Origin of the sequence: Xanthobacter sp. 91, assembly GCF_000702385.1 — a bacterium.
GTDB lineage: Bacteria > Pseudomonadota > Alphaproteobacteria > Rhizobiales > Xanthobacteraceae > Xanthobacter > Xanthobacter aminoxidans.
In genome coordinates this window covers 4928003-4943598 of the sequence record NZ_JNIB01000001.1, presented here as the reverse complement: position 1 = coordinate 4943598, position 15596 = coordinate 4928003, and the positions used below count along the sequence as shown (strand labels likewise).

General features: G+C 64.8%; 13 protein-coding genes. 7 read left to right on the top strand and 6 right to left on the bottom strand.

From position 1 onward, the window contains the following. Positions 1 to 136: 136 nt before the first annotated feature. Positions 137 to 1705, bottom strand: a complete 1569-nt coding sequence (locus A37E_RS0123085) for an undecaprenyl-phosphate glucose phosphotransferase (protein ID WP_156026410.1) — start codon at positions 1703 to 1705, stop codon at positions 137 to 139. Positions 1706 to 2516: 811 nt separating this feature from the next. On the opposite strand from A37E_RS0123085, the gene A37E_RS0123080 reads away from it, so the two are divergent. The 6 genes from A37E_RS0123080 to A37E_RS0123055 all read left to right on the top strand — a co-directional run bounded on the left by A37E_RS0123080 (position 2517) and on the right by A37E_RS0123055 (position 9745). Beyond that, positions 2517 to 3572, top strand: a complete 1056-nt coding sequence (locus A37E_RS0123080) for a DMT family transporter (RefSeq protein ID WP_081837741.1) — start codon at positions 2517 to 2519, stop codon at positions 3570 to 3572. A gap of 125 nt (positions 3573 to 3697) precedes the next feature. Beyond that, positions 3698 to 3988: a hypothetical protein gene (locus A37E_RS0123075; protein WP_029558776.1), complete on the top strand. Its 291-nt coding sequence runs from the start codon at positions 3698 to 3700 to the stop codon at positions 3986 to 3988. Positions 3989 to 4207: 219 nt separating this feature from the next. Continuing rightward, a complete protein-coding gene (locus A37E_RS0123070; RefSeq protein WP_029558774.1) occupies positions 4208 to 6460 on the top strand; it encodes a polysaccharide biosynthesis tyrosine autokinase in 2253 nt (750 codons plus the stop codon). Then, entirely contained in the window at positions 6444 to 7313 is an 870-nt protein-coding gene (locus A37E_RS0123065) for a hypothetical protein (RefSeq protein ID WP_029558772.1), read from the top strand. The genes A37E_RS0123070 and A37E_RS0123065 overlap by 17 nt, the downstream gene beginning before the upstream one ends. Then, complete coding sequence (locus tag A37E_RS0123060) at positions 7304 to 8800, top strand: O-antigen ligase family protein (protein WP_029558770.1); 1497 nt, start codon at positions 7304 to 7306, stop codon at positions 8798 to 8800. The genes A37E_RS0123065 and A37E_RS0123060 overlap by 10 nt, the downstream gene beginning before the upstream one ends. Before the next feature lie 174 nt (positions 8801 to 8974). After that, a complete protein-coding gene (locus A37E_RS0123055) occupies positions 8975 to 9745 on the top strand; it encodes an SGNH/GDSL hydrolase family protein (RefSeq protein WP_029558769.1) in 771 nt (256 codons plus the stop codon). A 12-nt stretch (positions 9746 to 9757) separates the two neighbouring features. Here A37E_RS0123055 and A37E_RS0123050 read toward each other — a convergent pair whose 3' ends face one another. The 5 genes from A37E_RS0123050 to rfbC all read right to left on the bottom strand — a co-directional run bounded on the left by A37E_RS0123050 (position 9758) and on the right by rfbC (position 14202). After that, entirely contained in the window at positions 9758 to 10531 is a 774-nt protein-coding gene (locus A37E_RS0123050) for a ferredoxin--NADP reductase (RefSeq protein ID WP_029558767.1), read from the bottom strand. Positions 10532 to 10699: 168 nt separating this feature from the next. Continuing rightward, the gene (gene rfbA / locus A37E_RS0123045; protein ID WP_029558766.1) at positions 10700 to 11572 is read right to left on the bottom strand and encodes a glucose-1-phosphate thymidylyltransferase RfbA; all 873 of its coding nucleotides are present in this window, start codon (positions 11570 to 11572) and stop codon (positions 10700 to 10702) included. Beyond that, entirely contained in the window at positions 11569 to 12531 is a 963-nt protein-coding gene (gene rfbD / locus A37E_RS0123040; RefSeq protein WP_081837740.1) for a dTDP-4-dehydrorhamnose reductase, read from the bottom strand. The genes rfbA and rfbD overlap by 4 nt, the downstream gene beginning before the upstream one ends. After that, positions 12528 to 13613, bottom strand: a complete 1086-nt coding sequence (gene rfbB / locus A37E_RS0123035) for a dTDP-glucose 4,6-dehydratase (RefSeq protein ID WP_029558764.1) — start codon at positions 13611 to 13613, stop codon at positions 12528 to 12530. Before rfbB ends, rfbD begins: the two co-directional genes overlap by 4 nt. A gap of 4 nt (positions 13614 to 13617) precedes the next feature. Then, positions 13618 to 14202, bottom strand: coding sequence for a dTDP-4-dehydrorhamnose 3,5-epimerase (gene rfbC, locus A37E_RS0123030; protein WP_029558763.1), 585 nt, complete (start codon positions 14200 to 14202; stop codon positions 13618 to 13620). Between the two features lie 234 nt (positions 14203 to 14436). On the opposite strand from rfbC, the gene A37E_RS0123025 reads away from it, so the two are divergent. Continuing rightward, the gene (locus tag A37E_RS0123025; protein WP_245279409.1) at positions 14437 to 15582 is read left to right on the top strand and encodes an AGE family epimerase/isomerase; all 1146 of its coding nucleotides are present in this window, start codon (positions 14437 to 14439) and stop codon (positions 15580 to 15582) included. Positions 15583 to 15596 lie beyond the last annotated feature (14 nt).

Here is a 15596-nt window from a genome sequence, read left to right as displayed (position 1 = left end):
CAACGATCCAGCCGATTGGTGCGGGAAGCAAGATGCACAGCCGCCGAGCGAACGACGATCCCTTTCAGTCTCGCATCCGGACGTCTCATATGGAGGCAGGAGAGTAGGCCATGCCGCCGGGCTCCCCCACAGGGCCTCAGTAGGCCTCCTTGCGCAGGACCTCGAGGAAGGTCTTCAGGATGATCTTGATATCGATCCAGACCGACCAGTTGTTGATGTACCAGAGGTCCATCTCGATCCGGCGCTCCATCTGCTCAAGCTCCGCCGTCTCGCCGCGGAAGCCCTGCACCTGGGCCCAGCCGGTGATTCCCGGCTTGACGTGGTGGCGGAACGCATAGCCGGAAATCAGCTTCGAATATTCGTCGTCATGGGCGATGGCATGGGGCCGCGGCCCGACGATGGACATCTGCCCGAACAGCACGTTCAGCACCTGCGGCAGCTCGTCGAGGCTCGACGCGCGCAGGAAACGGCCGACGCGCGTGACGCGCTTGTCGTTGCGCTGCGCCTGCACCACCTTCGAACCATCCTCCATCACCGTCATGGAGCGGAACTTGTAGATGGTGAATTCGCGGCCGCCGAAGCCGTTGCGGCGCTGGCGGAAAATCACCGGGCCACGGCTGTCGAGCTTGATCGCGGTAGCGATGATGGCGAACAGGGGCAGCAACAGGAGAACGGCGCAGCTGGCGACCGCGATGTCCAGAAGGCGCTTCTGCGCCAGTTCGAAGCGCGACAGGGGCGCGCGCTGGACCTCGATGGCGATGGACGAGCCGAAATCGACGCGCGGCGCGTCGAGCAGCTCGCTCACGATCTCGTCCGGAAGAAGCTTTACCGGAAGCGGCACCGAGCGCAGCCGGGCGCGCACGGCATCAAGCCGATCCACGTCGCTCCAGGGCATGGCGAGGACGATTTCCTCGACGCGGTGCTGCCGGGCGAACTGGAGCGCCGCCTTCAGAGCATCCTTGTCGGACGCGGAGAGCAGCTCCTTCGCCGAACCGTCAGGCGTGGAAAGGCTGAAGCGCCGCACCTCGTTCAGGCCGAGGCGCACCAGCATGTGGGCCGGTACCACCTTGGCGAGTTCGTCCGCGTCGCCGACCAGAATAGTCGCGCGTCCCTTCACGGCGCCGCTCGCGATGGCCCGGCGCAGCCAGACACCCATCGCCCAACGCGACACCGGAAGCGCGACAAAGCCGAGAACGGCAAAAGTCCCGGTCGAGATGCGCGACGTGCTTCCCGCCACCTTCAGACAAAAGATCACCGTTGCGACGACGAGGATCGCGAAGGTCCAACTGACCATCGTCGCACGCACCTCCTCGACCACACGCACCATGCGCCACGGCTTGTACAGGCCGCGCGAGATGGTGGTCAGCACGAAGGCGACCGCCGCGAGAATTCCGATGCCAATGGGTTGAGTGACCTCGAACCCGCCGCTTGCTTGCGCCGAGAACAGGAAATCCACGAGGACGCTCAGTCCCAGGATAAGGACGACGTCGGCCACAACGAAGAGCGGCGGCATCGACGCGTAGTCGAGCGTGGGGGTGACCCCCGACCGATGCGCTTCGCTCGCCCGTTCAACCCGCATGTTGTCCGTGGAAAGCGACATTCGTCCCTCAATCGGCAGATGGCTACCGTAAGGAAGATTGAAATTATAGGGGCAACATAGCACTCGGTGCTCGAATCGACAAGCGAGTAAAAGATGTGGCCGCAAGCGTATATTCCAGTGTCACAAGTCTGAAATATTTCAGTTTCACAAGTTAACGCGGGATTATTTTGGAAACGTGCTCAATCTATGGTGGCGACGGGTGGGCGCGGCGAGTTGATTGCCCAAAAAGCCGAAGATGGCATGCGGTTTTTAGCCTGACGTCATATGGCTTGGATTGGGAAGTTGATTCAGATCAAGTTGGAGGCCTGAGTTTTAGGCATTGCTGCACTGCAAAATAAATTCTAAGTGCATGTGGGGGCGATGAAAGCCCTGCAATTTGGCAGTGTGCTGCTTCCGTTGCCACGCATCGAAGTCGCGTTCAGATCGTTTGTCGAATGCCCCATTTCGCGGGGGAAATCAACCATTTATGCAATCTCGCGCCAAGCCCGATCGGGAGGCGTGTCTCGAGCTGCCCTGAAATCAAATGGTCGCGACATTGCGTCGCGGTGAGCTTGATGGCGCTGTTTCGCCACCGCTCCGGCGCAAATTTCCAATCCGGGATAACGCTCTGAGCTAGCAGGCGGAAAGGGGGCAGATCGGACCGGTTGAGAGTTGCATTCTGCGAAAACAGTCGCTGCAGTGCACAAGTGCCAAGCTCTGCACCGTATGGCCTACGCTTAATATCCCGCGGAATCCGTTTCTCGGCGCCCCAAAAGCGCGTCCCGCAGGGCGCCATTTGTCAGCAAATCCGGGCGCCTGGTTCGTCCATGGGCGGGGCCCCTCTTCCAGACGCAGGGCTGACGCCCTTCACCTGCGCGCTTTGCATGCCCATCCAGCCGGCAAGGCGCTATAGGGAGCGCTCACCGGACTTTTGCTCATGAATGCCCCAGCAGGCATCGCCCTGCAAATCAGCGCCACGTTCTTCTTTGCCATCATGTCCGCGCTCGTGCGCTTCGTGGCGGACGACGTGCCGAGCGGGCAGGTCGTGTTCGCGCGCAGCGCCTTCGGTCTCGTCCCGCTCGTCATCTGGCTGTTGTGGAGGCGGCGGATGACAAGCGCGCTCGTGACGCGCCAGCCGTTCGGCCATGTTGTTCGCGGGCTGGTGGGCGTGAGCGCCATGTGGCTCAGCTTCGCAGCGCTTGCCTTCATCCCGCTCGCCGAGGCCGTTGCCTTTACCTATGTGACGCCGCTGGTCGCCGTGCTTCTCGCAGCCGTTCTTCTGGGAGAGCGTGTGCCCGCCTATCGCTGGGTGGTGCTCGGTGTCGGCTTTGCCGGTATCCTGCTCATGCTGTGGCCCTCCTTCACCCATGCCTCGCTGGGGAGCGGACCGGGGCCGCTGATTGGGGCGGCCATGGCCCTGGTCGGGGCCGTGATCGCCGGGCTCGCAGTGACACAGGTCCGGCACCTGACGCGGACGGAGACGAGCGAAGCGATCGTTTTCTACTTCTCCACCGTCGCGTCTCTGGCGGGCCTCGCCACCTTGCCGCTGGGGTGGGTGGTTCCCGACCTGCGCACCAGTCTCGTTCTCATTGCAACGGGCATCGCCGGCGGTCTCGGCCAGATCCTGATGACCTCGGCGACGCGCTACGCGCCTGCGTCCGTCGTGGCCCCTCTGAACTATGCGACCTTGATCTGGGCCACCCTGTTCGGGGTGCTCGCTTTCGGCGAATGGCCCGATTCTCTGGTGCTGATCGGGGCGGGAGCGGTCGTTTCAGCAGGTCTTGTGCTGGTGTGGCGAGAGCGCCACGGCCTGAAGGTGCCGGCGCCGGGCGTGCGTCAGGCGGTCGGGCCAGCCGGTGACACTGTCAAGTTGGCGGCCGTTACATCTCAACGTACTAGACTGGATGATCCGGTCGTTGCCCACCCTGAATCTTACGTTGTGGAAGATGAAGGCGAGCAGGAACTTCCGGTTCGCTGCGCGAGTTCTAGGTAGCAAGGTAGGTCGTTCCCGGTGAAACTCCAGTAGATTTCCCGTCTGGCGTGCATCGGTCTTTCGGCGATTGTTGCGGCGCCACAGAGCTTGTGGTAAACATGGCTCACCTAATCGGAGTGCGGGCGATGGCGAAAGTTTCCAAGATCAAGGCGGCGCTGACGGGCGCTGCTGTTGCGGGTCTGGTCCTCGGGGCGGTCATGCCGTCGCAGGCCGCTGGCCTGTGGGGTGAGCGTTTTGCTGCTCTGCGCAGCAATGCCAACTTCCAGCCGGCCAACCGTTTCGGCGCCCAGGCTGCTTCCAATAGCTTTGGTGGCTGGAAGTGGTCGCTCATCCAGTATCGCGCTTACAAGTACGACCAGCGCATCAGCAAGTTCCTCGGCCGTCCGGTTTCGCCGTTCTGCCGCTTCGGCTGCTGATCTGCCTTACAAGCCCAATCAGGTGGCCCACTTCCTGTGTTCCTTGACCGTCACGATAGCGTTGGTCAGGGGATGCGTGAGGCGGGCCACTTTCGTTTGAAGCGCCCGGTCGCGCGGGTGTACACGGCAGGAATCCTTTCGGGGCGTCAGATTGCCGGGCTTTTGCTTGGGTGGTGCGTGTGCTTCGACTGCATCTGATGTTAGCGGGGCTTTAGCGGCATGCTTCGTATCGACAAGTCTGGGCCGGGGAAGTCTCTGAATATCCAGACCGAGGGCGAACTCGATCTGGTCAATTTGCTTCAGGTGGTCCGTCGTCAGAAGTGGGTCATCGCAGCCGTCGCCGGCGCGGTAGCAAGTCTGGCGGCTCTCTATTGTTTTGTTGCAACGCCGCAATATACGGCAACCGCCGAGTTGCTGATCGACACGCAGCAGGCCCGTGGCCTGGAAGTCATGCCTCAGCTTACGGGCGTGATGGATTCCAGCGGCATCGACAGCCAGGTCCAGATTCTTCAGTCCGAGCGTATCGCCAAGGCGGTCATCAAGGAGCTGAAGCTCGTCGAGGCGAAGAAGAAGGAACTCGAAGAGAGCGCCAATTCGGTGTTTAACACCGTGGCTGGTTTCGTTGTTCCGTTTCTCGTCAGCAGCTCTCCTATGAGCGACTACGAGATCGAGCGCACTCAGATCATCGATTTCGGCAAGCGTCTGCGCGTCAAACGCGTTGGTCTGAGCTACGTTATCAGCATCGAATACAAGGCGATCGACGCCGTCCTCTCGGCAGATGTGGCGAACCAGCTCGCCGAGGCGTACATCGTCGATCAGCTTGAGGCCAAGTACCAGGCGACCCGTCGCGCCAGTGTCTGGCTGCAGGACCGCATCGCCGAGCTGCGTGACCAGGCGCTTGCGGCCGACCGCGCGGTGCAGGACTTCAAAGCCAAGAACAACATCATTGATACGCAGCGTGGCCTCATTTCCGATCAGCAGCTGTCGGAACTGAACACGCAGCTGATCACGGCCAGGACCGCGGTGGCCGAGGCGCAGGCGCGTTATGAGCGCGTCAACAACATCATCAAGCAGGGCGGCGTGACGGGCACGAGCGACGAAGTCGTGTCGGACGTGCTCAACAATCAGGTCATCAGCCTCCTGCGCACCCAGTATCTCGACGCCGTGAAGCGCGAGGCGGACTGGTCCAAGCGCTACGGCCCGGACCATATCGCGGTCGTCAATCTCAATAACGAGATCAGGGGCCTTCAGCGCTCGCTCTTCACCGAGCTGTCACGCATCGCCGAGACCTACAAGTCCGATCTGGAAATCGCCCGTGCCCGCGAGGCAAGCCTTTCATCCAGCCTTGAGCAGCTGATGGTCCAGGCCAAGCTGACGGGGCAGGCGCAGGTTGAATTGCGTGAGCTCGAGAGCAACGCCCAGTCCTATCGCGCCCTTTACGACAACTTCCTGCAGCGCTTCATGCAGGCCACCCAGCAGCAGTCCTTCCCGATCACCGAGGCGCGGCTCATCACTGATGCGTCCACCCCGCTTCGGGCCTCATCCCCGCGGACGACGCTTATCGTCGCCGGCGGCCTCTTTCTCGGACTGTTGATGGGGTTCGGCGTCGGCATGTGGCGCGAGCGCATGAACAGGACCTTCCGGCTGCCGGCGGATGTGGAGCGCTATCTGGGGCTCGACTGCCTCGGTGTGCTTCCGCTCCTGCCGTCTTCCGTCGCGACGCCGGTTCCGGCGGGGCAGAGCGCGTTCGACAGCTCGACCGGCATCATGCGCCAGGTTACCTCCGATCCGTTCTCCCGCTTCTCGGAGACGCTGCGCTCGGTGAAGGTTTCCGCGGACGTATCGATCCACAGCCGCGCGGTGAAGGTCATCGGCATCGTCTCGACCTTGCCGAAGGAGGGCAAGTCGACCGTTTCCGCCAACTTCGCCCAGCTGATCGCCCATAGCGGCCAGCGTTGCGTGCTCATCGATGGCGACCTGCGCAATCCGACGCTGACACGGCGCCTCGCGCCGGGCCGCAGTGCGGGCCTCCTTGAGCTGGTCTTCGGCAAGGCGACGCTTGAGGAAGTGAGCATCGTCGACCGGATGACGGGGCTCCGCTTCATTCCGGCGGTGGTGCCGGGCGATATCGTCCACACCAACGAGATTCTCGCGTCCGAGCAGATGGCGGCGGTGATCGATGCGCTGAAGCGGGATGTCGATTACATCGTCATCGATTTCCCGCCGCTTGCTCCGGTGGTCGACGTCATGGCATCGACGCATATCGTCGATGGCTATGTTTATGTGCTCGACTGGGGCTCATCCAACCGGGATCTCGTCGCCAATACGCTGCAGAACGCACCAACAGTCTACGAGAAGGTGCTTGGCTGCCTGCTGAACAAGGCTGACCTGAAGGCGCTCCGCAGCCTCGAGGATTACGGAAGCAAGTATTATTACCACAAATACTACGCGAGCTATGGCCGAGAGTCCTGATCCGGCCCGGGGCGTCGACGCGGCGTCCGGTGCGCCGGTCGGCTCCGGCAATGATGGTAATGGCGGGGATGGTGGTCGGTCTCCCGGTCCGAGCAAGGCTGCGAAGATCACGGCACGCCTCGCCGGGCTCGCCATCGCAATCGGTGCGGTGATCTGGCTGTCGACCTCTACGGGCATCCGGCGCTTCGATTCAGGGCTGTTCCTGCGCCCTGTCGCCACCCGCATGATGGCCGGAGAGCCTTACGATCCGGATCTGATCGCGGCGATGGATCGTGACATGTCCGTGGTGCTTTCCGATCGTGTCTGCGATTATCAGGCGCTTCAAGACCTTGCGATCGTTCGCTCCGCGCTCGCCGAGACCGCGTTCCAGGCAGATGATGCCGATCTCGCGGATACGCGGCTTACCGCAGCCGAGCAGGCGGCCAAGGCCAGCATTGTCTGCAGCCCGGGCTCGCCACGTGCCTGGACGATTTTGGCGTGGATCGAGCACATCCGGCACGAGGACACACCGCTGCTGCGGACGTATCTGCGACAGTCCTTTCGCTCCGGGCCCTATGAGGGGTGGCCCCTTCTCCGCCGCACGGAGATTCTTCTGGCGCTCTATCCAAAGCTCGATCAGAGCGAATTGGCGGATCTGAAGCAGTCGGTGAATTGGCTGGCCGTCAAGAACCTGTCCGAATACATTGGAGAACAATACGTTGCGGCCAAGCCGGAAGCGCGGCTGGCCCTGCGGGACATCCTCGCCGAGGCGCCGGAAAGGGTCCAGAAGCGGGCGGCGGAGATCATCCGCAACGGCGGCGAGGATATCGACCTCCCGGCGGTCGAACCTCTGGGGAGCCGGCCGTGGAAGTGACCGCAGAGAAGCCGGCCGAAGCCCCGGCGGATACACGGGTTCGTCGGCGCCGCGTGCGAAGCCTCCCGGACCGCATCGGCTTCTGGTTCTTCCTGGCCATGGTGATCCTTGCCCCGGTGCCGGACGGATCGGTCGCGCTCCTTTGGATCCAGGTGTGGACGGGCTTCGCCACCGTCGCGGTGCTCCTCATCAGCTATCGTGATGTATCCCGCGGCGCCGCACTCCTGCTGGGCGGCCTTCTCGTCGTCCTCGCGGCCTACGGTCTTGTGGCGTACCTCCAGTCCATCTCGCCGGGCCCGGCGCCGCTTGCCATGTGGTCGGAGGCTGGCAAGATTCTGGGCATCGAGATTGCACCCCTATCCGGGTCGGTCCGGCACTCGCCGCTCCTCTTCCTCGGCCGGCCCCTGCTCGCGGCGCTGGTCTTGACGGCGGCTATCGTGATCGGCCCCGATCGGCAGCGGGCAGGGCAGGTGCTGCGGGCCATCGTCGGGGCCGCGTGCCTATACGGGTTCATCGGGTTTGTCGGCTTCGTCTCCGATTCCGACAGTCTCAGGCCCTACGACCAGGAAGGCGCGCTGACCACCTTCTTTCTGAACAAGAATACCTCGGCGATCTACCTAGGCTCGGCAGTCCTGATCGTGCTGGCCATGCTGCTCCCAAGCGCTCTTGCCGCGGCGCGGGAGAACAAGCCATTGTCGAGCCTCTTCCGCGGGGAAGGGAGCCGCCGCCGCGTCATTGCAGCCGCCGCCGGTTTGTTCGTGCTCGTCCTTCTCCCGCTGACGCTCTCGCGCGCGGGGCTGATATTGACCGTCCTTGTGGGTCTGGGCGCTGTCGTATCCAAGCTTCGCCTGCGCAAGCGCGCATCCATCTGGAAGGTCGCATTCGCGATCTTCGTTCTGTTCTCCCTCATCTACGGCCTGTCGGGCGGCGCCTGGCGCGAGCGTCAGATACGCATCGGCTTCGATACCTTGGGGCGCCTGGATGCCTATGGGATGATGCTCGGCGCAGTCGCGGAGCGTCCGCTCATCGGATACGGGCTCGGCAGTTTCGCCGAAAGCTTCCCGAAGTTTCGGACTGAGGATCTCGGGACTTCCGCGGTGTTCGACATCGGCCATAGCACGCCCGTCGAGTTGATCTTCGAGGGTGGGTATCCGCTTGCCTTCGTCGTCTTCGCCTATGTGCTGGCCTGCGGCGCCCTGCTGGTGCGGGGCGCGCTGCGCCGGCCCAATGATCCCTTCATCCTCGCCGGACTCCTCGTCGGCATCGCGGGCCTCGTGCACACGAGCTTCGACTTTCCGTTGCAGATTCCGGGCTTTCTCATCATCTACCTTGCCGTTGTCGGCATGGCCCTGGGGCGCTCCTTCCTTCCGGCTGAGGAGCGCAAGGTGGTGAGGAAACGGATGTCGCGGCGTCCCGTCGGATCGGCAACCGCCGAGGCGCCGGTTGCCGGCCCAGCAAGCGGTCCCGAAGCAAGCCCTGCCAAGTGACCTGAATTGCTGGTGATGGGACTTGGGGGCCGCGCCGGCTCAGGGCGCTGGCCCGAATGGATGGGGTTCCGTGCCGGTCGTGCGGCGCTCGCCACGGCCTTAGGCCACGGTGCCAAAGCTCCCGCTGGCGGATGTCCAAACTCTCTCAGGTCCTAGAGCAGGCGGACGACACTGATGAACTGGCCCGCAGCAGGTTTCGGTGTGTTGGGCTTGCTTTGCCTGCTGCTCGCCGGGGCGCTCGCAACGGCCGTCATGGGCGCAAGGTCGTTTTTCCATGACAGATCCGAGCTTCGCCTCCGGCCCATCGATCCCGACCGGTTCGCCGATGAGAACGCAAGCCTGCCGGCGACCGGCCAGCCCCGTATCGTGATATTCGGCGATTCCCGCGCGCACCAGATTGCGGTGAACGGGAAGGCTGCTGCGGACTGGCAGGTCGTCAACCGAGGCGTATCGGGGGAAAGCTCGGTCCAATCGGCCTACCGCTTCAAGAGCGACGTCATCGATCTCAAGCCGGAGGCGGTGATCATCGTCACGGGGATCAACGATGTGGTGGCGGCCGCCAATCTTCCGGCCATGGAGCGGGCCGCAGTGACCAACCTCAAGGCCAACCTGTCTCGGTTCGCCCTGGAGGTTTCTGGGTCCGGCGCGGGCGCCATCATATCCACGATCATCCGTCCCACCACGCCGAGGCTGATCCGCCGGCCGTTCTGGTCGGATCGGGTCTACGGGATCACCGAAGAGGTGAACGCCCACATCCGCGGCCTCGCGTCGCGCGATGTGCTCGTCCTTGATGCAGACGCGATCCTGGTCGGGAACAAGGCAACCCTGCCGGCCCGGTTCGCGACCGACGAGATCCACCTGTCGAAAGAGGCGCACGACATTCTGGCGGTGCACCTCGACGAGATGCTGCGACACCGCCTGTCCGGCGCTGCCGCAGCGCGGTGACGGGACCGGACGTCAGCGCTCCACGAACGCCTTCTCGATGACGTAGTGGCCGGGTGCCGACTGGCTGCCCTCGGTGAAGCCGCGGGATTCCAGAAGCTCCACCACGTCCTTCAGCATTGCCGGGCTTCCGCAGAGCATCAGGCGGTCCTCTTCCGGCGACATGACCGGCATGCCGAGATCGGCGAAGAGCTTTCCGGAGGTGATGAGGTCCGTGATGCGGCCCTGATTGCGGAAAGGTTCGCGGGTCACGGTCGGGTAGTAGACGAGCTTCGCCTTGACTTCCTCGCCGAGGATCTCGTCGTCGGGCAGGGTCTTGGTCAGATACTCGTCATAGGCCAGCTCGGCCACCGTGCGGGTGCCGTGGATGAGGATGACCTTCTCGAACCGGTCATAGGCCTCCGGGTCCTTCACCACCGACAGGAAGGGCGCGAGGCCGGTGCCGGTGGAGAGGAGGTAGAGCCGCTTGCCGGGCAGCAGGCTGTCCTGCACCAGCGTCCCGGTGGGCTTGCGGCCGACGAGGATCTTGTCGCCGACCTTGAGGTGCTGGAGGCGGGAGGTGAGGGGGCCGTTCTGCACCTTGATGGAGAAGAACTGCAGCTCTTCCTCGTAGTTTGCGCTCGCCATGGAATAGGCGCGCAGCAGCGGCTTGCCGTCCACCCGAAGGCCGATCATCGTGAACTGGCCGTTGAGGAAGCGGAGGCCGGGATCGCGGGTGCAGGTGAAGGAGAAGAGGTTGTCGGTCCAGTGGTGGACGCTGGTGACGGTCTCTTCGTTGAAATTGCTCATCTCGAAAGTCCGGTCTCGACAAAGGGCGGCGCGCCGGAACGGCGAGAACCCCGCAAAGCTCAAGGGAAGACAGCCCCCACCCTACAGGATGCGGCCGCGCTTCAAAAGTGCGGCGGGTGTCCGCAGGCCGCGCGGGCCTTCCACCCGTCCCCTCAACCCGTCCCTTGGTCAGGCGGTGCCGGCGGCCACGCGCGCCAGATACTGGCCGTAGCTCGATTTGGCGAGGTCGTGCGCCCGCGCCTCCAGACCGGCCCGGTCGATGAAGCCGGCGCGGTAGGCCACTTCTTCGGGGGAGGAGATACGCAGGCCCTGCCGCTTTTCCAGGATCTGGACGAACTGGGCGGCCTCCACGAGGGAATCCGGCGTACCGGTGTCGAGCCAGGCAAAGCCTCGGCCCATCATGGCCACGCGCAGCTCGCCGAGTTCGAGATAGGCCTTGTTGACGTCGGTGATCTCGATCTCGCCACGCGGGGAGGGGGCGAGGTTCGCGGCGATGTCCACCACGCGGTTGTCGTAGAAATAAAGGCCCGTCACCGCGAGGTTGGATTTCGGAGCCTTCGGCTTCTCCTCCAGCGACAGAACCTTGCCGGAAGCGTCCATCTCGGCCACGCCATAGCGCTCGGGGTCCTGGACCGGATAGCCGAACACGGTGGCCCCCGTCTCCCGCCGCGCCGCGTCGGCCAGAAGCTCGGGCAGGCCATGGCCGAAGAAGAGGTTGTCGCCGAGCACCAGGGCCACGCGGTCGTTGCCCACGAACTCGCGGCCGACGATGAAGGCGTCGGCGAGGCCGCGCGGATGCTCCTGCACCGCATAGGTGAGGTTGATGCCGAACTGGCTGCCGTCCTTCAGCAGTGCCTGGAACAGCGCGGCATCGTGCGGCGTGGTGATGATCAGGATGTCCCGGATGCCCGCCATCATCAGCGTGCAGAGGGGATAATAGATCATCGGCTTGTCGTAGACCGGCAGCAACTGCTTCGAGACGACGAGCGTGATGGGATGAAGCCGGGTGCCGGAACCGCCGGCCAGAATAATACCCTTCACGATGCTTCCTCGGATTGCGGCGCGGGAATTGCGGATGAGGGGGCGGCCGCCTTCTCGGGCTCCGAAGCCTCCGGTTGGGGGGCTTTGGCGAGAAGCGCATCCACCACCTCGCGGGCGCGCTGCTCCCACGGGGCGGCACGCACGCCAAAGGTGCGCTCGAACAGGTCGCTGGCCAGTTCCGAATTCTTCGGGCGGCTGGCGGGCGTGGGATAATCGGCCGTGGTGATGGGGGTCACCTCCGGCCTGCGGCCGGTGTGGGGTTCGGCCGCCGCCACGATGGCGCTGGCGAAGCCGTGCCAGGTGGTCACGCCGCGTCCGGCGAAATGGTAGGTGCCCCAGCGGGCATCGCCCTGGGCGGCCGCAAGCGCCGCGGCGAGCACCGCCTCGGCGAGGTCGCGCGTGGCGGTGGGGCAGCCGCGCTGGTCGGCCACCACCCGTAACTGGTCGCGCTCGCCGGCGAGGCGCAGCATGGTTTTCAGGAAATTGTTGCCGTGAGCGCCGTAGACCCACGAGGTGCGCACGATCACATGGCGTTCGTGCGCGGCGCGCACCGCCGCCTCACCGGCCGCCTTGGTGCGGCCGTAGACACCGAGCGGCGCCACCGGGTCCGCCTCCACATAGGCGCCGCGCTTGGTACCGTCGAACACGTAGTCCGTGGAGATATGGATGAAGGGCGTGCGATAGCGGGCGCACCGCTCGGCGATGAGGCCGGGCGCGAAGGCGTTGATGCGGGCGGCGAGGTCCGGCTCGCTCTCGGCCTTGTCTACGGCGGTGTAGGCCGCCGCATTGACGAGCGCATCCGGCCGCGCGGCCTCGAGCGCACGCGCGACGGCGACCGGATCGGAAATGTCGAGGTCGGCATGGCCGAGGGCGATAAGATCGATCCCCCGCTCACCGGCCAGCGTAGCCGTTTCGCGTCCGAGCTGCCCCCCGGCACCGAACAGAAGAATGCGCGTCAAGATGCGAGCCCCAGTTTCGTGCCGGCCGCCGGTGCCTTGTCTAGCCCCAGCCGCTGGCCCTGATAGCGCTGGCGCAGCGGTTCCCACCACGGACGGTTGGCGAGATACCAGCGGATGGTCTTTTCGAGACCCGTCTCGAACGTCTCCCGCGGCGACCAGCCGAGTTCGGCCTTCAGCTTGGAGAAGTCGATGGCGTAGCGCGCATCATGGCCGGGCCGGTCGGTGACGAAGCGGATCAGCCCCTCACGCTTTCCGATGGCGGCATCCGGCACGATATCGTCGAGGATGGCGCAGATGGTGCGCACCACGTCGATGTTCCGCCGCTCGCAGGCGCCGCCCACATTGTAGCTCTCGCCCGGACGGCCCTTGGTGGCGATGAGGAACAGGGCCTCCGCGTGGTCCTCCACGAACAGCCAGTCCCGCACATTCTCGCCCGTGCCGTAGACGGGCAGCTCCGCGCCTTCCAGCGCGTTCAGCGTGACGAGGGGGATGAGCTTCTCGGGGAAGTGGTACGGCCCGTAATTGTTCGAGCAGTTCGACATCACCGCCGGCAGGCCATAGGTGTGGAACCACGCCCGGACCAGATGGTCGGAGGCCGCCTTGGAGGCGGAGTAGGGGGAGTTGGGCTGGTAGGGGGTGTCCTCCCGGAACAGCCCCTCTGCGCCGAGGCTGCCGAACACCTCGTCGGTGGAGATGTGGTGGAAGCGGAAGGCCTCCTTCTGCGGTCCCGGCAGCGTCCGCCAGTAGCGCAGGGCCTCCTGCAGCATGGTGTAGGTGCCCACCACGTTGGTGGAGATGAAGTCACCCGGCCCGTCGATGGAGCGGTCCACGTGGGACTCCGCGGCGAGGTGCATCACGAGGTCGGGCTTGAAACCTTCCAGCGCGGCACGCACGGCACCGGCATCGCAGATGTCGGCCTGCACGAAGGCGTAGCGCGGATTTTCGGCCACCGGCGCGAGGGAGGCGAGGTTGCCGGCATAGGTCAGCTTGTCGAAGTTCAGGACGTCGTGCCCGAGCCCCACAAGGTGTCGCACCACCGCCGAGCCGATGAAGCCCGCGCCACCCGTCACCAGCACCCGCATGAAGCTACCTTTCGTTCGCCGCCGTCCCCTGATAGGCGAACGGGCTGTCGAAATCCTTGAGGCGGGGCAAGACGCGATCCTTGTCCGAGAGGATCTTCTCGCCGTCACCCAGGGTCCAGTCGATGGCAAGGTCGGGATCGTCCCAGATGATCCCGCATTCGCTCGCCCGGTCGTAGACCGCGTCCACCTTATAGGCGACGCGTGTGTCCGGCGCGAGGGTGCAAAAGCCGTGGGCAAAACCCTGAGGTATGTAGAGCTGCTCGCCACCCTCGGCGGTAAGGCGCGCGCCGGCCCAGCGGCCGTAGGTAAGAGAGCCCTTCCGCACGTCCACCGCCACGTCGTAGATGGCACCGGAGAGCACCCGCACCAGCTTCGCCTGGGCGAAGGGGGGAGCCTGCATGTGCAGTCCACGGATGGTGCCGACCTGCGCCGAAAGGGACTCGTTATCCTGCACGAAATCCGCGCCGATCCCGTTCGCCGCATATAGGGGCTTCACATAGGTCTCGCAGAAATAGCCCCGCGCATCGCCGAAGCGGCGCGGCTGGACGAGGATGACGTCGGGCAGGCCAAGCGGGAGGAATGCCGTCACAAGCGTATCCACCTTTCCAACGACCGGATGGAATCGGGCTCGCCTCGCGACAAGGCCGCATCGGCGCGTGCTCTAGCACAAGGGCCGGGCCGTGAGAACACGAGGCCCCGGCCCGGTTCCGACGCCTGAGGGCAAGAGGAGATACAATTTGTCGCTGCAGTGCGATAAGGGCAGAAATGGCGACGTCCGGATCGGGGCGTCAAGATCAGCCACTGCGGACATTGGGGAATCGCAATGATGCTTGAGGCCGAAGCTCGCTGGGCGCGTGAATGGCTGTTCGATGCCGCACTGCCGCTCTGGTGGCAGGTGGGGGCGGACCCGGCAGGCGGCTTCTTCGAAAAGATCGCGCTTGATGGAAAGCCGGTCATCGCGCCGCGCCGCCTCAGGGTTCAGACCCGACAGACCTACGCCTTCATCGAAGGCGGACGGCTGGGCTGGCAGGGGCCGTGGCGTGAGGCGGCAGAGCATGGCCTCTCCTTCTTCATGAGCTATTACCGGCGCGCGGACGGACTCTTTCGCTGCCTCGTGGCGCCGGATGGTCGTCCTCTGGACGACACGGCCGACCTCTACGATCAGGCATTCGTGCTGTTCGCCCTTGCCCATGCCCGAGGGGCCGGATTGGGTGACGCCGATCTGCTCGCGGCGGCGCGCGCGCTGCAGGGGGAATTGACCGCACAGCGTGCGCATCCCCTGTTGGGTTTCGAGGAAGCAAGCCCCCGCGTCCTGCCGCTGCGCTCCAATCCGCACATGCACCTTCTGGAAGCCCAGCTCGCGTGGGTCGCGGAGGGGATCACCGAGCCCTTCGAAGGTGTCGCGCGTGCGATCGTCGAACTCGGCGCGACCCGCCTCCTGGACCCGCAGACCGGCGCGATCGGCGAATATTACGACGGGGACTGGAAGTTCGCGGAAGGCGCGCCGGGCGCCGTGCGCGAGCCGGGACACCAGTTCGAGTGGGCCTATCTGTTCCGCCACGCCGGCGATCTGCTCGGCGTCGATCACCGTGCCGCTTCGGACCGGCTCTATGCCTTCGGTAGCCGCTTCGGCATCGCCCCGGATCGCCGCGCGGCGATCTTCGCCGTGGATGCGGCGGGAACGCCGACCGATCCGCGCGCCCGCCTGTGGGCACAGACGGAGCGCCTGCGGACCGCGCTGGTGTTTGCGGCGGCGACCTCGGATGCGCAGGCGCGGGAGGCCTTCGTTGCCGATGCCCGCGAGGCGTTCGAGGTTCTGAAGGTCTATCTCGACGTGCCAGTGACCGGGCTGTGGCGCGATCAGTGGCTGGCTGATGGCGCCTTCCTGGAAGAGCCGGCGCCCGCCTCGTCCTTCTACCACATCCTCTCGGCCTTCGTGGTGCTGCTGAAGGCGGGCGGTCTGGCCTAAGCCGGGCCGCCACC

Bases quoted from the DNA above. Each gene is read 5' to 3' on its own strand.
- A37E_RS0123055 (WP_029558769.1), top strand. From the start codon at position 8,975: ATGAACTGGCCCGCAGCAGGTTTCGGTGTGTTGGGCTTGCTTTGCCTG.
- A37E_RS0123080 (WP_081837741.1), top strand. From the start codon at position 2,517: ATGAATGCCCCAGCAGGCATCGCCCTGCAAATCAGCGCCACGTTCTTC.
- A37E_RS0123050 (WP_029558767.1), bottom strand. From the start codon at position 10,531: ATGAGCAATTTCAACGAAGAGACCGTCACCAGCGTCCACCACTGGACC.
- rfbB (WP_029558764.1), bottom strand. From the start codon at position 13,613: ATGCGGGTGCTGGTGACGGGTGGCGCGGGCTTCATCGGCTCGGCGGTG.
- A37E_RS0123025 (WP_245279409.1), top strand. From the start codon at position 14,437: ATGATGCTTGAGGCCGAAGCTCGCTGGGCGCGTGAATGGCTGTTCGAT.
- A37E_RS0123065 (WP_029558772.1), top strand. From the start codon at position 6,444: ATGGCCGAGAGTCCTGATCCGGCCCGGGGCGTCGACGCGGCGTCCGGT.
- A37E_RS0123070 (WP_029558774.1), top strand. From the start codon at position 4,208: ATGCTTCGTATCGACAAGTCTGGGCCGGGGAAGTCTCTGAATATCCAG.
- A37E_RS0123075 (WP_029558776.1), top strand. From the start codon at position 3,698: ATGGCGAAAGTTTCCAAGATCAAGGCGGCGCTGACGGGCGCTGCTGTT.